The sequence below is a fragment of the Candidatus Pelagibacter sp. HIMB1636 genome (assembly GCF_052047675.1).
Taxonomy (GTDB): domain Bacteria; phylum Pseudomonadota; class Alphaproteobacteria; order Pelagibacterales; family Pelagibacteraceae; genus Pelagibacter.
Genome location: NZ_JBNAJP010000001.1, coordinates 693,464 through 713,034, shown reverse-complemented (window position 1 = coordinate 713,034; position 19,571 = coordinate 693,464). Strand labels below are relative to the sequence as shown.

Here is a 19,571-nt window from a genome sequence, read left to right as displayed (position 1 = left end):
ATATTAATATTTATAATTCCATTTTTAATTTCAGCAAACAAAACATATTCAATTGAATTACCAAAACCTTTAACAGGTAATGATTTTCATAAAGTTGATATGGAAAAGGTTAAAATAGGAAGACTTTTATTTCATGACAAAATTTTATCAGCCAATCGTAATATTGCTTGTGCAACTTGTCATAGCCATGACCTAGGAGGGTCTGATGGACTTTCATTAGGAATTGGTGAAGGTGGACATGGTATTGGATTAGAAAGAACAGCTGGATCAGGGGATGATAAAATTAAAAAACGTATTCCAAGAAATGCTTTAGCATTATGGAATTTAGGATTTAAAGATATTACCACATTACTTCATGATGGTAGAGTGACTAAATCTGATATATTTGGAAATGGTTTTAATACCCCAGCACAAGAACTGCTTCCTAAAGGTCTTGATAATATAGTAGCGGTACAAGCTTTATTTCCAATGACAAGACAATTTGAAATGGCTGGAAATCCAGGTGAAAATGAAATTATAGGACTGGTTTCAAAAGTCGGTAAAGATAGTATGAGAATTGATAGAGTTTGGCCTGTGATTACTCATAGAATAAGAGGAGTTCCTGAATATGTTGAGATGTTTAAACATGCTTTTGACGATGTTGATAATGCTTTAGACATAAATATTACACATATAGTAAACTCAATTGCAGCTTTTGAAATTCATGAATGGACATCCTTTGACTCTCCATTTGATGAATATTTAAACGGAAATAAATCAGCTTTAAATTCAAATCAGATTGCAGGTATGAATTTATTCTATGGTAAAGCTAATTGTAGCTCATGTCATTCAGGGTCTTTATTGTCTGATCAAAAATTTCACTCAATAGGTATTCCACAATTTGGACCAGGCAGAACCAGACCATTTGATCCTTATGCACGTGATGTTGGAAGAATGGTTGAAACAGATGATGTGGATGACATGTATAAATTTAAAACACCCGCTCTAAGAAATGTTTCTTTAACGGCACCTTATGGTCATAATGGTGCTTATCCAACACTTAAGGGTATAATTAAACATCATTTAAATCCAGTAACTATGAACAAAAATTGGAAACCTCAATATGCAAATTTACCAAATGCTCCATGGTTAGAACAAATAGATTTTGTGACTTTTTCTGACAAAAGAGAACAGGATAGAATTATTTCAAGTATAGATATCAAACCAATAGATTTAAGTGAAAAAGAAATTGATCAATTAGTCTCTTTTTTACAATCTCTAACTGGAAAAAGTGGAAATCAAAGACCACTCGGTAAACCAGAAAAAGTACCAAGTGGATTAACAATTGATTAAATTTATTTAATTAAACTGATAGATAATAAATATGGAAAAAATTAAATATGGAATAATTGGAGCTGGCACGATGGCTCGAGAACATATTTTAAATTTATCTTTGATATACGAAGCTGAGGTAGTTGCTCTTTCAGATCCTCACAAAGAATCTTTGAAACAATGTCAAGAACTACTCAAAAAGGAAGTTGTTTGCTTTGAAAATCATCAAGATTTGATTAAAGAAAATTTAGTTGATGTTTATATAATTTCATCTCCTAATTTTACTCATATTCAAATTTTAAAAGATGTAATTCAAACTAAGAAACACATATTGGTTGAAAAACCTTTGTGTACTAAGACAAAAGATTGTTTAGAAATAGAAAAACTTATTAAGGATTATCCATCAGTATTTTGGACTGCAATGGAATATAGGTACATGCCTCCTGTTTCAAAATTTATCAAAGAAATTCACAACAAAACAATTGGTGATCTAAAAACATTAACAATAAGAGAGCACAGATTTCCTTTCCTAAAAAAAGTAAATGACTGGAATAGATTTGAAAAAAATACTGGAGGAACTTTAGTTGAAAAGTGTTGTCATTTTTTTGATTTGATGAGATTTATTGTTAAGAGTGAACCTGTAAGTGTTTATGCGAGTGGGGGACAAGATGTAAATCACTTAGATGAAGAGTATGATGGGAAAAAACCAGATATTATTGATAATGCTTACGTAATTGTTAATTTTGAGAATGGTTCGAGAAGTATGCTTGAGCTTTGTATGTTTGCTGAAAATTCTGAAATGCAAGAAGAGTTAACCGCAACAGGAAATATTGGTAAAATTGAAACTTCAGTTCCTTCAAACGAGTCTGGGAAAACTACTTCTGATGTAAGAATTGGTATGAGAGATGGAAAAACAAAACAAGAAAGTGTTAGTGTAGATCCAAAAATACTTGAAGCAGGACATCATCATGGATCAACTTATTATGAGCATTTAGCCTTTATAAATGCTGTAAAAAATAAATTAAAGCCAGAGGTATCTTTGAATGATGGATTAATTGCAGTTGCTGTTGGAGAAGCTGCTGAGACATCAATTAAACTTGGAAGAGTAGTTAAGTTAAACGAAATAATTACTTAAAAAAATCAATTGCCTTTTTAACTATAAAATTGCTAACTCTAATATTTGACTCTGTAGTAACACCTGAAATATGAGGAGTTAAAATACAATTCATTTCAGATGTAATTCTTTCGTATAAATCTTTTTTAATAGGTTCATTTTCAAACACATCTAATGCAAATCCTGAAATTAGATTTTGATCATAAGCATCTATAAGATCATTCTCATTTACAACACTACCTCTAGAAGTATTGATTATAATTGGCTGTTTTTGCATTTTAGAGAATGAAGACTTGTTGATTAAATTTTTAGTCTCTTCTGTTAATGGTAAATGTAAAGAAATAATATCTGCATTTTTAAATACTTCTTCTAATGAAGATAATTTATAATTTTTTTCATTATCTTCTAATTTTTTAATATAAGGATCATAAGCCAAAACATTCAGTCCATTTTTCAAACTATAGTCAGCAACTTTTCTGCCGATGGTACCAAAACCCACTATTCCAATAGACTTTCTATTTATTTCAGAGGATTTAATAGTTGTTCTAGGCCAATCACCTTTGATCGTTCGATAATGAAACATAGGAATTTTTTTTATTAAAGACATAGAAGATGAAATCACATATTCAGCTACAGAGTCTGCATTCATACCAGTTGCAGGTTGGACATGAATATTTTTGGTTCTACAAAATTCAGTATCAATATTATCTAAACCAACACCCAGTCTTCCTATAAATTTTAATTTACTAGCGTTAGATAAAATATCTTTGGTTACTTGAGTTTTATTTCTGACAATTAAACCATCATAATCTTTAATAATTTCTTTAAGTTCTTCTTTTTTTTCCCAAAGCTTTTCATCAAATTTGATTTCAAAAGTATTATTTAGATCATCTAAACTGTCTTGGTTAATAAACTCTGTTATTAAGATTTTAGCCATACTTACTTATATATATTTTTAACTTAAATTGAATAACTTACTTTTTTATTGAAATTGTTGTTGGTCTTATTGAATTTGAAACAATATTTCTAGAAAGTTTTATCTCTCTTAAAACGATATAAATTCCAGCTCCAATTATAAAAACATTTCCTAAATAAACATTCCAAGTAGGGATTTCATTAAAAATATAAAAACCAATCAATGCACCAATTAATAATTGAACATATTGTGTATTTGCAAATATTGAGGCAGGAAGATGTCGAGCAGAGTTTATAATAAAAATCATTCCCACTCCTCTTAATAAACCTGCATTAAAATTTAAAAAAAAATCTGTTTTAGTCATTGGAATATAAAGCTCAAAGGTAATCACACCAGAAATCACAATTAAAATTAACTTCCCAATTATTAAAAATGAATACACGCTTTCTGATTGACCATATTTTTTAACCAATAAATGACCTACAGACCCAAAAATTGGTATCAATAATGCTAATAACACATAATTATTTATTTCTTTTCCAAAAGGGTTAATTGCAATTATCGTTCCAATAAAACCGATCAATATTGCCGTATATCTTCTCCAACTTACTTTTTCTTTTAAAAAAATTACAGATCCAATTGTTAATACAAAGGGTGTAAAGAAGATGATGCTATACATGGTTGTAAGTGGAAGTTTATTTATACAAAGAAAAAATAATCCCATTGAAATTATTAAAGTTATTGCTCTAACCAAATGTACAAAAAAGTTTTTAGTCTTAATTTTTTTCCAAGAATTTCTAACTTGCGTGTAAAGTAAAATTGGCAGTAATGCCGATAAAGAATTAATAAATATTATTTGTGTTACATGATAATAATTTGTCAATTCTTTTGCTATAGAGTCCATGATAACAAATAAGGAATAGCCAAGAATTGCTAAAAAAAAGTCTACCGAGTAGACACGGGTAGTTACTGAATTCATTTGTTAATTTTTATAATAATTTTGAAAGATCTCTTTTACTATTCTTAAACGTTGGCAAAGGATATTTAAAGGCATATTTACGTGGAATACATTTTTCTTTTGCTTTTTCCCAAAGAGCTAACCATTGTTTAAAATTCTGAATTTTAAGATTTTTTTTATTTTTGCTTCTTACATAGAAATTTGGAAGTGGATCTCTCCCAGAAGGTTGACCAGCTACATTGTATCTAAGGTCTGCACTTATTCTAAAATCATTTGATCTATTAGGTAAGGAGCAGTGAATTGAATGTTTATGCAAAAGAATTACGTCTCCAACGTCTGCCTCTAAGTGAATATGCTGCATTTTATCCAGTAATTTACTGTCTTTAATTTCTACTTGGCCTCTATAACCAGCAATATGATTTAATAATCCCATTTTATTAATTTTCTTAACAGTAATCATGCACCCATTTTTTTTTGTAGTTTTTGTAAAAGGTATCCATACAGTAACCATGTCAGTCAATTTTTGCCCTTTAGGACTGAGAACTGCAGCATCCTGATGCCAAGGTGTTCTTCCACTTAAACCGTCTAAAATTGAACCTTTTGGTAATTTTTTTTCAGGTTGTTTAATTCTAGTATTTTGAACTGGATTAGACATGATTTCTTTTCCCAAAATTTTTTCAACAACATCTAAAATATTTTTATTAGTAATTAAATTCCATAAAGATTGAGTAGCAAAGTAATCGCTATCTTTCTTAACGTGATCTCTTGGCAATCTAGTGTTAAAATATTGATCTAAATCATCAATTTTTAATTTTGATATATAAGAATATTTTTTTTTAAAATCTAAATTAAGAACTTTTTTTAAATCTTTTTTTTTTGCAAATTTTTGGATTAAACAATCCATCACAAATTCCATGTCATTAAGGATTGGTTTTAAATCTCTTTCATAGTTAAGAACATTTTTTACTCTCAAATATCCTTGTTCAAATAATTTCTTTTGTAGATTATTTGCCATTAATAGAACCTAGTAGAATTTTTTAACAATATCAATTCTTAGGAGCAGTTGTTAAATAGTTTGCATCATGAAAAGAAGTTAACATTTTTTTCTTTGTGCTGATGATGTGAGGATAGTAAGCTGTTCCTTTATAATTCCAAATAACTGGCTTATTGAGTGCATAACTTCCATAAATAAAAAATCTTTTTGGACAGTTTTTTTCTATAAAACGTTTAACTCCGTGATAAGAATTTGGTGTAGATTGAAAAAATACCACAGTTCCTTTCCTTGGAGTAAATGCTTTTACTATTTCTAATTCACTCATTTTTGGAAATCGTCTGAAACTTTTTCTTAAATTTTTCTTTGATTTTTTTCTATAAATTGTAAGTGATCCTCCATTTTTTTTGGGAATATCTGTTAGATAAATTAAGAAATTATACAATCTGGTAATATCGTCTCTATGAGGACGTAATCTGTATCCTCCTTTAGAAACCGAAAAATCAATATCTAAATTAACTTTTGGGTTAGTGTAATTGTTTCCTAACATTTTTTTTAATTCACTTGAATTTAATTTCTTTTTAATAGTAAATTTTTTTTGATTAAATATTTTTGGTTTGTGAGTGTTTGTCCAAGACCCATCTTTAAAGTTTTTAGAAAAAAGAGTTTCAATTTTTTTATAAAATGCCTTGCTATTAAAAAGTTTGAAGAGTTTTGCAGAATTATTTGAAGATTTAATATAGTTATTAAAATTTTTTGAGCCTTTATTAATTCTGCTTCGACCACCCATAATCATGTCGTCAAAAGCTTTAGATTTACTAATCTCATCAATTAATAAATTACACGTATTTTTTTCAACAACCTTTTCTCCAACTAGTACAGGAAAATTACTTTTAATTTTTTTTAATCGATTGATTTTAAGCATTAACTATACATACCTTCTTTAACCTTAATCATTTTATACATCAGGTCATTTAAAGGCGTTTTTACTCCATGTTTTTTTCCAATTTTAGAAACAGCACCACTTATAAAATCAATTTCTGTTTTTCTTTTGTATTGAACATCAAAAGCCATTGAAGATTTATTAGTTTGCATCGAATCTACAATTTTATTGAACATAAATAGACATTCATCTTCAGAAACATTAACTCCATCAGCAAGCGCTACTTCTCTTGTCTCTAAAATGATTTCTTTACCAAGCCCTCTTGAAACATCATTAGCTTTATTATTTACGTATAGATCGGTGTGATGTAGATCAAATATAGCTGAAAGAGGACCAATTGCTGTTAGAGCAAAAAGTTTCATCCATTTTCTTTTTTTTACATCTTCAGCTGCAATCATTTCTAAATTATGTGCGGTAAAAGTATTAGCTATTTCTGTAATTCTCTCTGTTATACCTCCTTCATACTCACCAATCCATGAAGGCAATGCGCCATGGTTCATTATATGACCTGGTCCTAAAATATTTGAAGCTTGTGTTGTTGTTCCACCGATCACTTTTTCATTTCCAACGATACTTTGAATTATTGCTTCATGACCAATTCCATTTTGAAAAGACATGAAAACTGTTTTTTCTCCGATAATATTTTTAATGCTATTTAGAGCTGGTTCTAATGCAGTTGCTTTACACATAACAATCACTGCATCCATTTTATCTAACGATGATGGATCAGAAGTAGCATTAACTTTAATTATACGATCGCCTCCGTGACCATCCATTTTTAAACCATCTTTATTTATCGCATCGACATGTTCTTTCCAAACGTCAATTAAAGTTACATTTAAACCTTTTTCAGCTAGCAATCCTCCAAACAGGCATCCCATTGCACCTGCACCTAATACGGCTACTTTTAAATCTTTATTTATCATCGTTACCTTTTTTAAATTATTTATGTATAGAAATTATATATATTATCTATAGACAATATGCAAAATAAATTATAGCTTATTAACATCATGCAATTAAAAATAGAAAAAGGAACTTTCACAAATCATTCACTTGAAGATATAGCGAGTGCATTAAAAAAAGGACTCTCAGAAAATTTTAAAAATGTTGAAGTAGAAGTTGTAGATTGTCCTAATCTTCGTGAATGGGATTGTCCATCTGAAGGGATGAGTGGCAATCAAAAAATCATCGATGTTGGTGGTGAGCCATACATGCATGATCCTAATTTTATTGGTGCTGAATTTGATTACCAAGAAATTTCTAAAATGATTGGATCAGAAAAATCTTATGCTTTAGGTGCTGGATCTGGTGCAATGTCGTGTTTGGATGGTCACTGTGGAGAATTAGTAATTAATGAAAATTTAATTACTGACGAGTCTAGATCTATAATTGCAAGAGTAAGTCCTGATAAAAAATGTATTGTTGAAAAATATAGCGCACGAAAACATGGAGGACTTGGAAATATTTATTATACAGATGGTAAACAAGGAAAAGTAATTAAAATAAAAATTAAAGGTAGATCAGGAGATCAAGGTTCGCTACCGCAAGCAATGAGGTCCTCATTATCAAATAATTTAAATCTTAAAGAAAATGAACATGTTGCTATCGCAGGTGTATTTAGAATATTAGAAGGTAAAGTAAGATCTCATGTTCAACCAGATTACAAAGATATTACACATGAATACTATGATCCAAAACAAATGAAGTGTGTAAAAGATTTTCTTCAATTTTACGAACCTGTTGGTCCAAAATTGCAGTGTTATACAGTACTTTGGACTGGAGATCCTACAGGAGGAGAATTGAATTTAAGGGAGTCTGGTGAACATACACATTTTCATTCTTATGAAGACGATAAAGATGCTGGTCATTACCATTTTGATGTAACACCAGATGAAATAGAATATGAAGGATATTTTAATACAGCTTCAGAAGTTCATAGAGTGAATAATATTTATAAAGAACTACTAAGCAAAAATAGTATTGAATAGAAAACTTAATAAGTTTAAGTTTATTTAAATGAAAAGACAGTTTAAGTATCCAAAAAATTTTGAAGAACAGAAAAAAATTTCAAAATCAACTCAGAAAAGAATTACATTAGCTGAAATTTCACTTGGAGATTTTGAGGGAAGGTTAGCAAATGATTTATTAAATTGGTTTTCTCTGACACCTCAACATTGGATTATGCTGCACATGGTAATGCTTGCTTATTATAAAAATAAATCTATTACAAAAAATGAACTATTGAGAGTTATAGAGAAATCTTATTTAACTTCTAATGTTTATATCGATACAGCAATCAAAAAAGGTTATTTTAGAATTATTAGAAACGAAAAGGACAAAAGATCAATTTTTATTTTACCATCAGTTGTTACCATTAAGACTTTTGAGGAATTTATTGATCGAAGAGACGTTCTTTATAAAGGTATTTAATGAAGAATGTATACACATGGGCTGCAAAACCAGCCAAAAGATCAACTACAGTAGGTGATTTAAAAGCGGCAAAAGGAAAAAGAAAATTTACTCAAGTTACCGCGAATACTGTTGATGAGGCTGCTGCTGCAGAAAAAGCTGGCTTTGACATGATTATTGCTAACGCTAAAAATGTTATTCCAGTTAGGGAAGGGTCCAAAAATCTTTTTTTAACCGCAGCTTTAGTTTTGAACGAATTTGTTACAGCAGATGATATTATGCGTGGAGCGTTCAAAGCTTTAGAAAATGGTGCTGATGCAGTAATGACGCCAAGAAGTATGGATATAGTAGAAATGCTAGCAAAGGAAGATGTACCTGTTATGGGTCACTTGGGACTAGTTCCAAGAAAATCAACTTGGATTGGTGGACTTAGAGCAGTTGGTAAAACAGCAAATGAGGCTCATGAGTTATTTCAAAAATTTAAAAGATTAGAAGATGCAGGAGCTTTTTCTGCCGAGTGTGAAGTAATACCTGAAAACGTAATGGGTGAAATTTCTAAACGAACAGATATTGTTACTGTTTCTTTAGGATCTGGAAGAAATGCAGATGTGATGTATTTATTTATGGAAGATATTTGTGGCGATACTGAAAATCCTCCAAGACATTCTAAAGCTTATGGAAACTTATTAAAACTTAGAAATGAAATTAAAGTTGAAAGAGTTAAAGCTCTTAAAGCATTTAAAAAAGATTCTATGACTGGAAAGTTTCCAGGCAAGAAACAATCTTCTAATTTAGATAAAAATCAATTTGAAGAATTTTTAAATCAACTTGATTAATAAGTAGCGTCGTCGTCTTTTTTAGACAAAGAACCTTTCATCTTATCTACAGTCGCTTTTGCACCAGCACTTAAAGCTCTTAAATCAGAAGCTATCGTTACAAAATCAAAACCTTTTTCAATCATCTTCATCGCGTAGTCTGTTGTACCATTGTGAATTCCTGCAAAAATATTATTTTTCTTCGCATGTTCTAGAATTCTCAAAATTTCAGAATAAGCTTTTGTAGTTTCAGCTCGATCAAATCCAGGTTTTTCACCGATTGCTAAACTTAAGTCTGCAGGCCCAATATAAATACCATCAACACCCGGTGTAGACATTATCTCATCTAAATTTTCTAAAGACTCTTTAGTTTCTATCATTGCTAATTTAAGAATTTCTTCATTAGCGTGATCTGCATAATCTGCACCACCATAAATTAATCCTCTAACAGGACCAAAGCTTCTGTAACCATCAGGTGGGTACATACATGCCTGAACAAAATTTTCAGCTTCTTTTCTATTACTGACCATTGGACAAACAATTCCATAACAACCAGCATCTAAAATTTTCATTATTTGTCCTGGCTCATTCCAATTAACTCTAGCAAGTGGAGTGACATCCGTTGTTGAAATTGTTTGAAGCATTGGAAGTGCATTACTGTAATCAACTAAACCATGCTGCATATCTATAGTTAATGAATCCCAGCCTTGATGTGCCATTGCTTCTGCAGATGCAGTACTTGGAATTGCGCACCAACCATTAATGACGGGCTTACCGTCTTTCATCATTTGTTTTATTTTATTTTTTCTCATTATTATACCTTTAATGCCATGTGGGTGTATTTAACGTTTAGATAATCTTTGATCGCCATTGATCCACCTTCACGTCCATAACCAGTTTGTTTGATACCACCAAAAGGAGCTTCTGCTACAGCAACTGCACCAGTATTAACAGCAACACAGCCAGACTCTAACATTTCAGAACCTCTGTTCGCTTGATCCATGTTATTTGTATACAAATAACTACACAAACCAAGGTCGTTATTGTTTGCTCTTTCAATAACTTCATCAAATGTTTTAAATGTAAGAACGGGTACGAGAGGACCAAATGGCTCTTCTCTCATAATCGTAAAATCGTCTTTTACATTATCAAAAACAGTTGGCTCATAAAAATAACCTTTGTTAAAACCTGAAGGTCTTTTTCCTCCCATCAAAACATCGGCCCCTTCATTTTTTGTTGTCTCAACTAGTTTTTCAATTTCATCCAATCTTTTTGCAGTAGTTAAAGGACCTAAGATAGTTCCTTCATCCATACCATTTCCGATTTTTAATTTCTTTGCTCTATCCATAAAAGCTCCAAGAAATTCGTCTTTTTTATTTTCTTGGATATAAAATCTGTTTGGAGAGATACAAACTTGTCCATTGTTTCTGAATTTTGCAGTAATCGCAATATCTGCAACTTTATTCATATCAACATCATCACAAACAATAAAAGGTGAATGACCACTGAGCTCCATAGTTACTCTTTGAACTTTATCTGCAGCTTTCTTTAATATTAATTTTCCAACTCTTGTTGAACCAGTAATTGATACTTTTTTAATAATATCAGACTCTAATAGTTCATTTGAAATTTCTGCAGGATCACCAGATAATAAATTAACTACACCATCAGGAACACCTGCTTCTTTACAAATATTAACTAATTCCATAACTGCACCAGGCGTAATTACATCTGGTTTACAAATTACAGAGCAACCCGCAGCTAGTGCTGTTGAAATTTTTCTTGCAGCTAAAATGATTGGAAAGTTCCATGGTATTAAAGCAGCCACAACTCCTACTGGCTGATAATAAACATGAACTCTTGTATCAGGAAATCTACTTTGAACAGTTTGACCATAAATTCTTTTTGTTTCTTCAGCATTCCACTCAAATATATCCGCTCCTCCGCTAACTTCTCCAACTCCTTCAGCAAGAGGTTTGCCAACTTCAAGTGTTAACCATTTAGCAAGAACATCTTTTTTCTCTCTCATTAGATCTGCAATTTTTCTAATTACATATGATCTTTGCCAAGGAGTAGTGTTACTCCAAACTTTAAGACCTTTCTCAGCTGACTTTAATGCTTTTTGTACATCTGCTGACGATGCTTTTGATGCTTTTCCAATCACTTCCTCTGTTGCAGGGTTGATTACATCATAGGTTTCTTTTTTTTCTGCTTCTTGCCATTCTCCATCAATGAATTGTCCAAATTTGCTATACATAATTTTTTATTTTTTAAGGTTTACTAAGTTGGGTTTTTTAATTTATAAATATAAATATATATAAACATTATACATAAAAAAAATAAACCCAATTATGAAAAAAATCACTCTAACTTGTGCACATGCAATCGTTAAATATTTAATTGCTCAAAAAATATTAATTAATGGCAAAAAAGAACCACTCTTTCCTGGTGTCTTTGGAATTTTTGGACATGGAAACGTAGCGTGTTTAGGTCAAGCACTTGAGGAAAATCAAAAAGAATTACCAACTTATAGAGGCCATCATGAGCAGAATATGGCTTTAACTGGAATAGGTTATGCCAGAGCAAAAAGAAGACAGCAAATTTTTGTTGCTACTTCATCTGTTGGCCCAGGAGCAACCAATATGGTTACTGCAGCAGCAGTAGCGATGAGTAACAGATTGCCAATTTTATTTTTACCAGGTGATACTTATGCAAATAGAATGCCAGATCCAGTATTGCAACAAGTTGAACATTTTAACAATCCAAGTGTAACTGCAAACGATGCTTTCAAACCAGTTACAAGATATTTTGATCGTATAACTAGACCTGAACAAATAATTCAATCATTTCCTATAGCAGTTCAAACAATGTTAGATCCTGCTGATTGTGGCCCTGCTTGTATTGCTTTAAGCCAAGATATCCAAGGCCAAACTTTTGATTATCCAGAAGAATTTTTTCAAGAGAAAGTTCATACAATTAGAAGACCAAGACCAGATGAATTTCAAATTAAAGAGGCAGCTGAAAAAATTAAATCTTCAAAAAATCCAATCATAATATCTGGAGGTGGAGTTTTTTACTCCGATGCAATGGAAGAGTTAAGTCAGTTTGCAATTAAACACAATATTCCAGTTACACAAACTGTAATGGGTTATTCAACAATGAAGAGAGATCATTCTCATTTTGCAGGTCAAATCGGAGGACTTGGTGGAAAAAATACAAACTCATTAGCAAAACAAACCGATCTTGCTATTGCAATAGGTACAAAGCTTGCTGATTTTACAACAGGATCATGGGCAAACTTTGAAAACGAAAATTTCAAATTAGTTTCAATTAATGTATCAAGATATGATGCTAATAAACATTTAGCACAAGCTGTTGTTGGAGATGCAAAAGTTTCATTAACTGAACTTTCTCAAGCCTTAGGTGATTGGAAAGCAGGTGAAGATTGGAACAAGAAATCTCAAACAGAACTTAAGTCATGGAATGAACATATAGATAAAGAGAGCGCTCCAACTAATCAGGAAGTTCCAAGTTATGTTCAAGTAATTGGAGCTATTTATAGAAATTCTGATCCAACTGATATTGCGGTTACAGCTGCAGGAGGTTTGGTAGGTGAAGTAATTCAAGTATGGAGACCAAGAGAACTTAATACTCATGAAACAGAGTGGGGCTTTAGTTGTATGAGTTATGAAATATCTGGAGCATTAGGAATTAAGATGGCTAATCCAGATAAAGAAGTGATCTCATTTGTAGGTGATGGATCTTATCTATTAAATAATACTGATATTTATTCTTCAGTAATTACAAAAAATAAATTGATCATAGTTGTTTGTGATAACGGTGGCTTTGCAGTTATAAACCGACTTCAATTATTCAAAGGTGGAAAAGAGTATAATAACTTATTAAAGAGTTCAAACACACCTGGCTTAGTTGATGTAGATTTTGCAAAACATGCTGAAAGTATGGGTGCAAAATCTGAACACGTTACTTCAATTTCAGATCTTGAAGCTGCATTTAAAAGAGCTAAAGCGTCTGATGTAACTTATGTTATTTCAATTAAAACTCATGCTTATAAATGGGTAGAAGGATCATCTTTTTGGGATAGTCCAACTTTAGAAATTCCAACTACTAAAGAAAATGAAGAAGCTTTAAAACTTTATAAAGAAGGAAGAAGCAAACAAAGACAAGGTATTTAATCCTTTATGAATAAAGTATTTAAAGTAGGCCTTATAGGATGTGGTCATATTTCAGAAACTTATTTTAGAGCTCAGGAGTATTTCAATAATATCAGAATTGTTAAATGCGCTGATATTAATATGGAAACAGCGAAGAAGTGTGCAATTCATTACAATATTGAAGCTGTAACAGTTGAAGAACTTCTTAAAGATAAAGAGATTGAAATAATTTTAAACCTTACAATTCCTGGCGCACATTTTGAAGTTTCAAAAATGGCTTTAGAAAATGGTAAGCATTCTTATGCTGAAAAACCTATGGCTGTTAACTTTGAAGATGGAAAAAAATTAGTTGAACTTGCTAAAGAGAAAAATCTTTATATTGGAAATGCACCAGATACTTTTTTGGGTGGGGGCATTCAGAAAACTCTTGAACTCATTGATAACGGTGTAATTGGTGACATTAAATTAGGTAATGCTATTTTTGCTTTCCCTGGAGTGCAATCTTATCATCCAAACCCAGAACCTTGGTTTGCTGAAAATGAAGGGGGTCCCGTAATAGATATGGGTCCATATTATCTTACGGCATTAGTAAATTTAATTGGTCCAGCAAAACAAGTACAAGGAAGATGTACAAAAGTTTTTGAAGAAAGAGAAATTGGGATAGGCCCAAAAAAAGGTCAAAAATTTAAAGTAGAAACTCCAACAACTTATCTTGCAACTATACAATTTGAAAATGATTGCATTATACAGATAACTTTATCATTTGATGTAGTCGCTCATCAAAGAAACCACATAGAGCTATATGGTAACAAAGGATCAATTATTGTTCCTGATCCAAATATGTTTGGTGGATCAGCTTTTGTTTCAGTGACTGCTGGCGGTAATTGGGGTGAGCACAAAACAGATATGATGCCTTTAGGAAAAATTAACATTAAAAGTCAAAGCTCAAGAGCAAATGAATCTCCAACAAATGCAAATTATAGAGGAGCTGGTCTATCGGAGATGGCTTATGCAATTGAGCACAATTTAGAACATAGATGTAATGGTGAGCTTTCTTTGCATGTTTTAGATATCATAGACTCAACTATGAGAGCATCTCAAACAGGTATCCCGCAAGAAATAAAGACTACTTGCAAAAAACCTAAACCATTTACGTTAGAGGAAATAAAAAAAATTATGAATTAATTTTTTATTTATGAAAAAATTAATTGTAATTTCAGATCCTTTCCCAAGAACTTTAGATCTAATTTTCACAAAAAAAAAACTAAAAGAACTTAAAACTAAATACACACTTATTGTAGCCCCAAGCAAAAACAAAAAAAAATTTTATGAAAGTAATATTCACAAAGCTTCATTTATAATGGGTCAACCCGATCTAAATAAAAAACTTTTATCAAAAGCAATTAAATTAAAAGCAATTATAAATGTTGAAAGTAATTTTATGAACAATGTTGATTATAAATATTGTCATAAAAGAGGTATTCATGTGATAGCTACTTCTCCTGTTTTTTCTAAACCTGTAGCTGAGATAGCATTAGGAATGACATTATCCCTATTAAGAAATATTCATGAAGCGCATTTCGATTTTCTAAAAGGTAAAGAGAAATATGGCCTAGAAAGTAATCTTAAAGCATCAATGTTGTCAGGTAAAAAAATTGGTTTATTAGGGTTTGGTGATTTAGCAAAATCTCTTTATCCACTACTTTTACCATTTACAAAAGATATCTCTGTTTATGATCCATGGCTTCCAAAAAATGTGATCAAAAGATATGGATTTCAGCCGATCAATTTAAAAGATATGTTTTCAAAATGTGAGGTAATTTATGTTTTAGCAGCCGTGACAACTGAAAATAAAAATTTAATTGATAAAAAATTGTTAAACAGAATGAAGCCAAATACTCTATTTATTCTAATGAGTAGAGCAGCAGTTGTTAATTTTAAAGATTTAGTTACTAGATTAAAAAAAGGAGATATTTATGCAGCTACTGATGTATTTCCAGAAGAGCCTGTAAGAAAAAATGATCCTATAAGAAAAGTAAAAAATATTTTATTTTCAGCTCATAGAGCCGGTGCATTAAAGGAGGCTTTTTTTGACATGGGAAATATAGTTCTTAAAGATATGGATTTAATTTTAAAAAATCAAAAACCAAAATATTGTAAAAAAGCACAATTAAAAACAGTTGAATTGTTAAGCTCCAAACCTGTCAGTGTTAACTAAATTTAAAAATTATTTGTTTGACAATTTATTCAACTTTTAGTTGTGAGCGTTTTTTTTTGTTGCTAATCATTTCCAATTACATTTAACTCTTAATAAATAAAAGGGAGATATATATGAAAAAACTAACGTTAACTCTCGCTTCAATGATTTTAAGTGGTCTATTTTTTGTGACTACTTCAGCGAATGCTGCAATTGAAGCTTGTTTGATTACTAAGACGGATATCAATCCATTTTTCGTAAAAATGAAAGAAGGTGCTGAGGCTCGTGCTAATGAGTTAGGTGTAAAATTATCATTTTTTGCTGGAAAAATTGATGGTGACCATGAAACTCAAGTAAGAGCTGTTGAAACTTGTATAGCATCTGGTGCAAAAGGAATTTTAATTGCTGCATCTGATACTAAAGCAATAGTTCCAGTTTTAAAAAACGCACAAGATAACGGTCTATTAGTTATTGCGCTTGATACACCTTTAGAACCTATCACAGCTGCAGACTCTACTTTTGCTACTGATAACTTTGAAGCTGGTAGACTAGGCGGTGCTTGGGTTGCTGCAAAATTAGGAGCAAATGCTGCTAATGCAAAAATTGCAATGTTAGATCTTAATGAAAGTCAACCATCTGTTGGTGTTTTAAGAGACCAAGGTTTCTTAAACGGATTTGGTATTGATACTAAAGACGTTTCAAGATGGGGAGACGAAGATGATCCAAGAATCATTTGTAATGAAGTTACAAATGGTAACGAAGAAGGTGGAAGAACAGCAATGGAAAAATGTCTTCAGAAAGATAGAGACATTAATGTAGTTTATACAATTAACGAACCAGCAGCTGTTGGTGCTTATGAAGCTTTAAAAGCAGCGGGCAAAGCAGATGGAAGTGTATTAATTGCTTCTGTTGATGGTGGATGTCCAGGTGTAGCTGATGTTAAAAAAGGTATAATTGGAGCTACATCACAACAATATCCTCTTTTAATGGCTTCTTTAGGTGTTGAGGCTATTAAAGCTTGGGCAGAAAATGGAACTAAACCTGAGAACTCTCCAGGATTAAAGTTTTTTAATACTGGTGTAAATTTAGTTACAGATGATGCTGCAAGTGGAGTTCCTTCAATAAGTGTTAAAGAAGGAATGGACAGATGTTGGGGATAATCCAATAACTTTTCATTTTGTCAGGGCAGAATATTTCTGCCCTGATAAACTTGACTTTAAATTCTGTAATTATTAATTTTATTTTTTATTCATGAGCAAAATATCTGATGACATATCAAAAGATTTAAAAGATCAGCCAAAGTTTACATCAGATATAGGTGATAAGGCTCAAGACCACCATACATTTGATATTGGTGAGCAAACGTTTTTAAAAAAACTTCAACATTTTCTACATGGTAATCCAACTATTGTTCCAGTAATTATTTTAATTTTAAGCGTAATTGCTTTTGGATTTATAGCTGGAGGAAAATTCTTTTCTGCATTTAATTTATCTTTGATTGTTCAACAGGTAACAATTGTTGGAATTTTAGCTGCAGCACAAACACTGATCATTTTAACTGCTGGAATTGATTTAAGTGTTGCTGCAATGATGGTTCTTGCATCAGTCGTTATGGGAAAACTTTCAATTGATTTTGGGATGCCCACTTTACCTGCAATTGCAATAGGTATGATTTCAGGAGTTGTGACTGGTGCTATAAATGGTTTATTAGTAACAAGATTAAAATTACCTCCATTTATTGTTACTCTTGGAACTTGGAATATATTTTTTGCATTAGTTATTTTTTTTACTGGTTCTCAATCTATAAGAAGTTCAGTAATTGAAGAGAATGCACCTTTATTACATTTTTGGGGTGAAAGAATAAATCTTGGAGGTTTCGTATTTACTTACGGTGCTTTCTTGATGATCGCTATATTTGTTTTCTTATGGTTTATGCTCAATAAGACTGCATGGGGAAGACATGTCTATGCAATTGGAGATGATAAAGATGCTGCAGAGCTGTCTGGTATTAGAACAGATAGAATGCTTGTATCAATTTATGCTGTTGCAGGATTGGTTATTGCTATAGGAGCATGGGTTTCAATAGGAAGAGTCGGATCAGTTTCACCAACAAGTTTTTATGAAGGAAATCTAGACTCTATTACAGCAGTTGTAATAGGTGGTACTTCACTGTTTGGTGGAAGAGGAACTATTATTGGATCTTTATTTGGAGCATTAATTGTAGGTGTATTTAGTTCTGGTTTGTCAATTGCTGGATTAGATGTTTTATGGCAAAGGTTCGCGCTTGGTTGCTTGATCATTATTGCTGTTGGTATAGATCAATGGATTAGGAAGGTATCAAATTAATGAAACCTGTTCTTGTTGCAAAAAATTTATCAAAAAAATATGGAAGAGTTGTTGCTTTGGATAGTGCTGATCTGGAGCTTTATCCTGGAGAGGTGTTAGGAGTTATTGGAGACAATGGCGCTGGTAAATCAACTTTAATTAAAGTTTTATGTGGAGCAGTAATACCTGATAGTGGCGAAATACTTTTAGATGGAGAGAATGTAACTTTTACTTCTCCTATTGAGGCAAGAAAACTAGGTATAGAAACCGTTTATCAAAACTTAGCTCTATCTCCAGCTTTATCAATTACTGATAATATGTTTCTGGGGAGAGAAATTAGAAAAAAAGGTTTTCTAGGAAAATTTTTAAGATTTTTGGATAAAAAAGCTATGGCTGATGAAGCTAGAAAACGTCTTTCTGATCTAGGATTGTTAACAATTCAGAATATTGATCAATTAGTAGAAACTTTATCAGGAGGTCAAAGACAAGGTGTAGCTGTAGCTAGAGCAACATCATTTGGAACTAAAGTGGTAATTATGGACGAGCCAACAGCTGCCTTAGGTGTTAAAGAAAGCAGAAGGGTTCTTGAGTTAATAGGTGAGGTAAGAGCAAGAAAAATTCCTATTATATTAATTTCTCACAATATGCCTCATGTCTTTGAGGTAGCTGATAGAATTCATATTCACAGACTAGGAACTAGATTGTGTGTTATTGATCCTAAAAAATATGAAATGTCAGATGCTGTTGCATTCATGACTGGAGCTAAAGAACCGCCGAAAGCTTAATTAATTAAAGTGTAATCTGCTTCAATACTATTTTGCAAAACATTTAATCCGTTCGGGAGATCGTTTTCATATACTTTTTTATGAATTTCTTCTTTAGGTAAATTAAAATTTTCCCAACGCTTTACAAGCCTTTCTTCTCTAATTTTTTCTTCACAATCAATTATGATTTTAGATTGAAAATAATTATGTAATTTTTTCCAAGGTTCAGAATTTAGAAGAAGATAATTTCCTTCAACTATTATAACTCTTGTTTTTTTTGAAATTATAACCGCTGATGATTTAGATAATTCTAAAGAACGATCAAAAATTGGGACAATAACTTCACCTTCATCATTTAATCTATTTAAAAAATTTTTTAAACCCATAACATCAAAGGTTTCAGAGGATCCTTTTTTGGATAGTAAACCTTTATTTTCTAAAATACCATTATCATAATGAAACGCATCCATCTGAAGAATATTTGATGGATATCCTTTTAGATTTAAATCTTTTGTTATCTTTTCAGAAACAGTAGTTTTCCCCGAAGCAGGGGGTCCTGCTAAAGCTATCAAATATCTATTTTTTATATTATCTAATTTTTTTATTAAATCGCTGATAAGTTCTTCATAGCTTAATCTTTTCATAATTAT

The 19,571-nt window shown here is 31.3% G+C and carries 19 protein-coding genes; 11 read left to right on the top strand and 8 right to left on the bottom strand.

Features of this window, described 5'->3' with window-relative positions; genetic code table 11:
• Positions 1–99: 99 nt before the first annotated feature.
• Positions 100–1,332, top strand: a complete 1,233-nt coding sequence (locus ACTTA6_RS03815) for a cytochrome-c peroxidase (RefSeq protein ID WP_440614586.1) — start codon at positions 100–102, stop codon at positions 1,330–1,332.
• A 31-nt stretch (positions 1,333–1,363) separates the two neighbouring features.
• Entirely contained in the window at positions 1,364–2,446 is a 1,083-nt protein-coding gene (locus ACTTA6_RS03810) for a Gfo/Idh/MocA family protein (RefSeq protein ID WP_440614585.1), read from the top strand.
• Here the strand turns inward: ACTTA6_RS03810 and ACTTA6_RS03805 are convergent.
• Genes ACTTA6_RS03805 through ACTTA6_RS03785 form a run of 5 tightly spaced genes read right to left on the bottom strand, consistent with a single transcriptional unit; the run spans position 2,439 to position 7,159 of the window.
• Positions 2,439–3,362, bottom strand: a complete 924-nt coding sequence (locus ACTTA6_RS03805; RefSeq protein ID WP_440614584.1) for a hydroxyacid dehydrogenase — start codon at positions 3,360–3,362, stop codon at positions 2,439–2,441. The two genes, ACTTA6_RS03810 and ACTTA6_RS03805, sit on opposite strands and share 8 nt — an antisense overlap.
• Before the next feature lie 37 nt (positions 3,363–3,399).
• Entirely contained in the window at positions 3,400–4,320 is a 921-nt protein-coding gene (locus ACTTA6_RS03800; RefSeq protein ID WP_440614583.1) for a DMT family transporter, read from the bottom strand.
• A gap of 10 nt (positions 4,321–4,330) precedes the next feature.
• Entirely contained in the window at positions 4,331–5,314 is a 984-nt protein-coding gene (locus tag ACTTA6_RS03795) for a phytanoyl-CoA dioxygenase family protein (protein ID WP_440614582.1), read from the bottom strand.
• Between the two features lie 31 nt (positions 5,315–5,345).
• Positions 5,346–6,215, bottom strand: a complete 870-nt coding sequence (locus ACTTA6_RS03790; protein WP_440614581.1) for a 2OG-Fe(II) oxygenase — start codon at positions 6,213–6,215, stop codon at positions 5,346–5,348.
• Positions 6,215–7,159 (bottom strand): ketopantoate reductase family protein, encoded by a 945-nt coding sequence (locus ACTTA6_RS03785; protein ID WP_440614580.1) that lies wholly within the window; start codon positions 7,157–7,159, stop codon positions 6,215–6,217. Before ACTTA6_RS03785 ends, ACTTA6_RS03790 begins: the two co-directional genes overlap by 1 nt.
• 87 nt (positions 7,160–7,246) lie before the next feature.
• Here ACTTA6_RS03785 and ACTTA6_RS03780 point away from each other — a divergent pair, with 87 nt between their 5' ends.
• From ACTTA6_RS03780 to ACTTA6_RS03770, 3 genes are read left to right on the top strand one after another with little or no spacing between them, the layout of a single operon-like run.
• Complete coding sequence (locus tag ACTTA6_RS03780; protein ID WP_440614579.1) at positions 7,247–8,224, top strand: DUF1907 domain-containing protein; 978 nt, start codon at positions 7,247–7,249, stop codon at positions 8,222–8,224.
• A 28-nt stretch (positions 8,225–8,252) separates the two neighbouring features.
• Entirely contained in the window at positions 8,253–8,666 is a 414-nt protein-coding gene (locus tag ACTTA6_RS03775; protein WP_262589473.1) for a MarR family transcriptional regulator, read from the top strand.
• Complete coding sequence (locus ACTTA6_RS03770; protein WP_440614578.1) at positions 8,666–9,481, top strand: 3-methyl-2-oxobutanoate hydroxymethyltransferase; 816 nt, start codon at positions 8,666–8,668, stop codon at positions 9,479–9,481. The genes ACTTA6_RS03775 and ACTTA6_RS03770 overlap by 1 nt, the downstream gene beginning before the upstream one ends.
• Here the strand turns inward: ACTTA6_RS03770 and ACTTA6_RS03765 are convergent.
• Positions 9,478–10,272: an HpcH/HpaI aldolase family protein gene (locus ACTTA6_RS03765; protein WP_440614577.1), complete on the bottom strand. Its 795-nt coding sequence runs from the start codon at positions 10,270–10,272 to the stop codon at positions 9,478–9,480. The genes ACTTA6_RS03770 and ACTTA6_RS03765 overlap by 4 nt on opposite strands.
• Positions 10,273–10,274: 2 nt before the next feature.
• Complete coding sequence (locus ACTTA6_RS03760; RefSeq protein ID WP_440614576.1) at positions 10,275–11,717, bottom strand: NAD-dependent succinate-semialdehyde dehydrogenase; 1,443 nt, start codon at positions 11,715–11,717, stop codon at positions 10,275–10,277.
• Between the two features lie 94 nt (positions 11,718–11,811).
• Here ACTTA6_RS03760 and iolD point away from each other — a divergent pair, with 94 nt between their 5' ends.
• The 6 genes from iolD to ACTTA6_RS03730 all read left to right on the top strand — a co-directional run bounded on the left by iolD (position 11,812) and on the right by ACTTA6_RS03730 (position 18,942).
• Positions 11,812–13,656, top strand: a complete 1,845-nt coding sequence (gene iolD / locus ACTTA6_RS03755) for a 3D-(3,5/4)-trihydroxycyclohexane-1,2-dione acylhydrolase (decyclizing) (RefSeq protein ID WP_440614575.1) — start codon at positions 11,812–11,814, stop codon at positions 13,654–13,656.
• A gap of 6 nt (positions 13,657–13,662) precedes the next feature.
• A complete protein-coding gene (locus tag ACTTA6_RS03750; RefSeq protein ID WP_440614574.1) occupies positions 13,663–14,820 on the top strand; it encodes a Gfo/Idh/MocA family protein in 1,158 nt (385 codons plus the stop codon).
• A 10-nt stretch (positions 14,821–14,830) separates the two neighbouring features.
• On the top strand, positions 14,831–15,853 hold the full coding sequence (locus tag ACTTA6_RS03745; RefSeq protein WP_440614573.1) for an NAD(P)-dependent oxidoreductase: 1,023 nt from the start codon (positions 14,831–14,833) through the stop codon (positions 15,851–15,853).
• A gap of 113 nt (positions 15,854–15,966) precedes the next feature.
• The gene (locus ACTTA6_RS03740) at positions 15,967–16,992 is read left to right on the top strand and encodes a sugar ABC transporter substrate-binding protein (protein WP_440614572.1); all 1,026 of its coding nucleotides are present in this window, start codon (positions 15,967–15,969) and stop codon (positions 16,990–16,992) included.
• Positions 16,993–17,083: 91 nt separating this feature from the next.
• Complete coding sequence (locus ACTTA6_RS03735) at positions 17,084–18,178, top strand: ABC transporter permease (RefSeq protein ID WP_440614571.1); 1,095 nt, start codon at positions 17,084–17,086, stop codon at positions 18,176–18,178.
• Entirely contained in the window at positions 18,178–18,942 is a 765-nt protein-coding gene (locus tag ACTTA6_RS03730) for an ATP-binding cassette domain-containing protein (RefSeq protein ID WP_440614570.1), read from the top strand. The genes ACTTA6_RS03735 and ACTTA6_RS03730 overlap by 1 nt, the downstream gene beginning before the upstream one ends.
• Here ACTTA6_RS03730 and ACTTA6_RS03725 read toward each other — a convergent pair.
• Positions 18,939–19,565: an AAA family ATPase gene (locus ACTTA6_RS03725; protein ID WP_440614569.1), complete on the bottom strand. Its 627-nt coding sequence runs from the start codon at positions 19,563–19,565 to the stop codon at positions 18,939–18,941. The two genes, ACTTA6_RS03730 and ACTTA6_RS03725, sit on opposite strands and share 4 nt — an antisense overlap.
• Positions 19,566–19,571: the final 6 nt, after the last annotated feature.

Excerpts from the sequence above, each read along its gene's own strand:
- ACTTA6_RS03775 (WP_262589473.1), top strand. The coding sequence starts at position 8,253 with ATGAAAAGACAGTTTAAGTATCCAAAAAATTTTGAAGAACAGAAAAAA.
- ACTTA6_RS03740 (WP_440614572.1), top strand. The coding sequence starts at position 15,967 with ATGAAAAAACTAACGTTAACTCTCGCTTCAATGATTTTAAGTGGTCTA.
- ACTTA6_RS03745 (WP_440614573.1), top strand. The coding sequence starts at position 14,831 with ATGAAAAAATTAATTGTAATTTCAGATCCTTTCCCAAGAACTTTAGAT.
- ACTTA6_RS03810 (WP_440614585.1), top strand. The coding sequence starts at position 1,364 with ATGGAAAAAATTAAATATGGAATAATTGGAGCTGGCACGATGGCTCGA.
- ACTTA6_RS03780 (WP_440614579.1), top strand. The coding sequence starts at position 7,247 with ATGCAATTAAAAATAGAAAAAGGAACTTTCACAAATCATTCACTTGAA.
- ACTTA6_RS03770 (WP_440614578.1), top strand. The coding sequence starts at position 8,666 with ATGAAGAATGTATACACATGGGCTGCAAAACCAGCCAAAAGATCAACT.
- iolD (WP_440614575.1), top strand. The coding sequence starts at position 11,812 with ATGAAAAAAATCACTCTAACTTGTGCACATGCAATCGTTAAATATTTA.
- ACTTA6_RS03815 (WP_440614586.1), top strand. The coding sequence starts at position 100 with ATGGAAAAGGTTAAAATAGGAAGACTTTTATTTCATGACAAAATTTTA.
- ACTTA6_RS03800 (WP_440614583.1), bottom strand. The coding sequence starts at position 4,320 with ATGAATTCAGTAACTACCCGTGTCTACTCGGTAGACTTTTTTTTAGCA.
- ACTTA6_RS03730 (WP_440614570.1), top strand. The coding sequence starts at position 18,178 with ATGAAACCTGTTCTTGTTGCAAAAAATTTATCAAAAAAATATGGAAGA.
- ACTTA6_RS03735 (WP_440614571.1), top strand. The coding sequence starts at position 17,084 with ATGAGCAAAATATCTGATGACATATCAAAAGATTTAAAAGATCAGCCA.
- ACTTA6_RS03760 (WP_440614576.1), bottom strand. The coding sequence starts at position 11,717 with ATGTATAGCAAATTTGGACAATTCATTGATGGAGAATGGCAAGAAGCA.
- ACTTA6_RS03765 (WP_440614577.1), bottom strand. The coding sequence starts at position 10,272 with ATGAGAAAAAATAAAATAAAACAAATGATGAAAGACGGTAAGCCCGTC.
- ACTTA6_RS03805 (WP_440614584.1), bottom strand. The coding sequence starts at position 3,362 with ATGGCTAAAATCTTAATAACAGAGTTTATTAACCAAGACAGTTTAGAT.
- ACTTA6_RS03750 (WP_440614574.1), top strand. The coding sequence starts at position 13,663 with ATGAATAAAGTATTTAAAGTAGGCCTTATAGGATGTGGTCATATTTCA.
- ACTTA6_RS03785 (WP_440614580.1), bottom strand. The coding sequence starts at position 7,159 with ATGATAAATAAAGATTTAAAAGTAGCCGTATTAGGTGCAGGTGCAATG.
- ACTTA6_RS03790 (WP_440614581.1), bottom strand. The coding sequence starts at position 6,215 with ATGCTTAAAATCAATCGATTAAAAAAAATTAAAAGTAATTTTCCTGTA.
- ACTTA6_RS03795 (WP_440614582.1), bottom strand. The coding sequence starts at position 5,314 with ATGGCAAATAATCTACAAAAGAAATTATTTGAACAAGGATATTTGAGA.
- ACTTA6_RS03725 (WP_440614569.1), bottom strand. The coding sequence starts at position 19,565 with ATGAAAAGATTAAGCTATGAAGAACTTATCAGCGATTTAATAAAAAAA.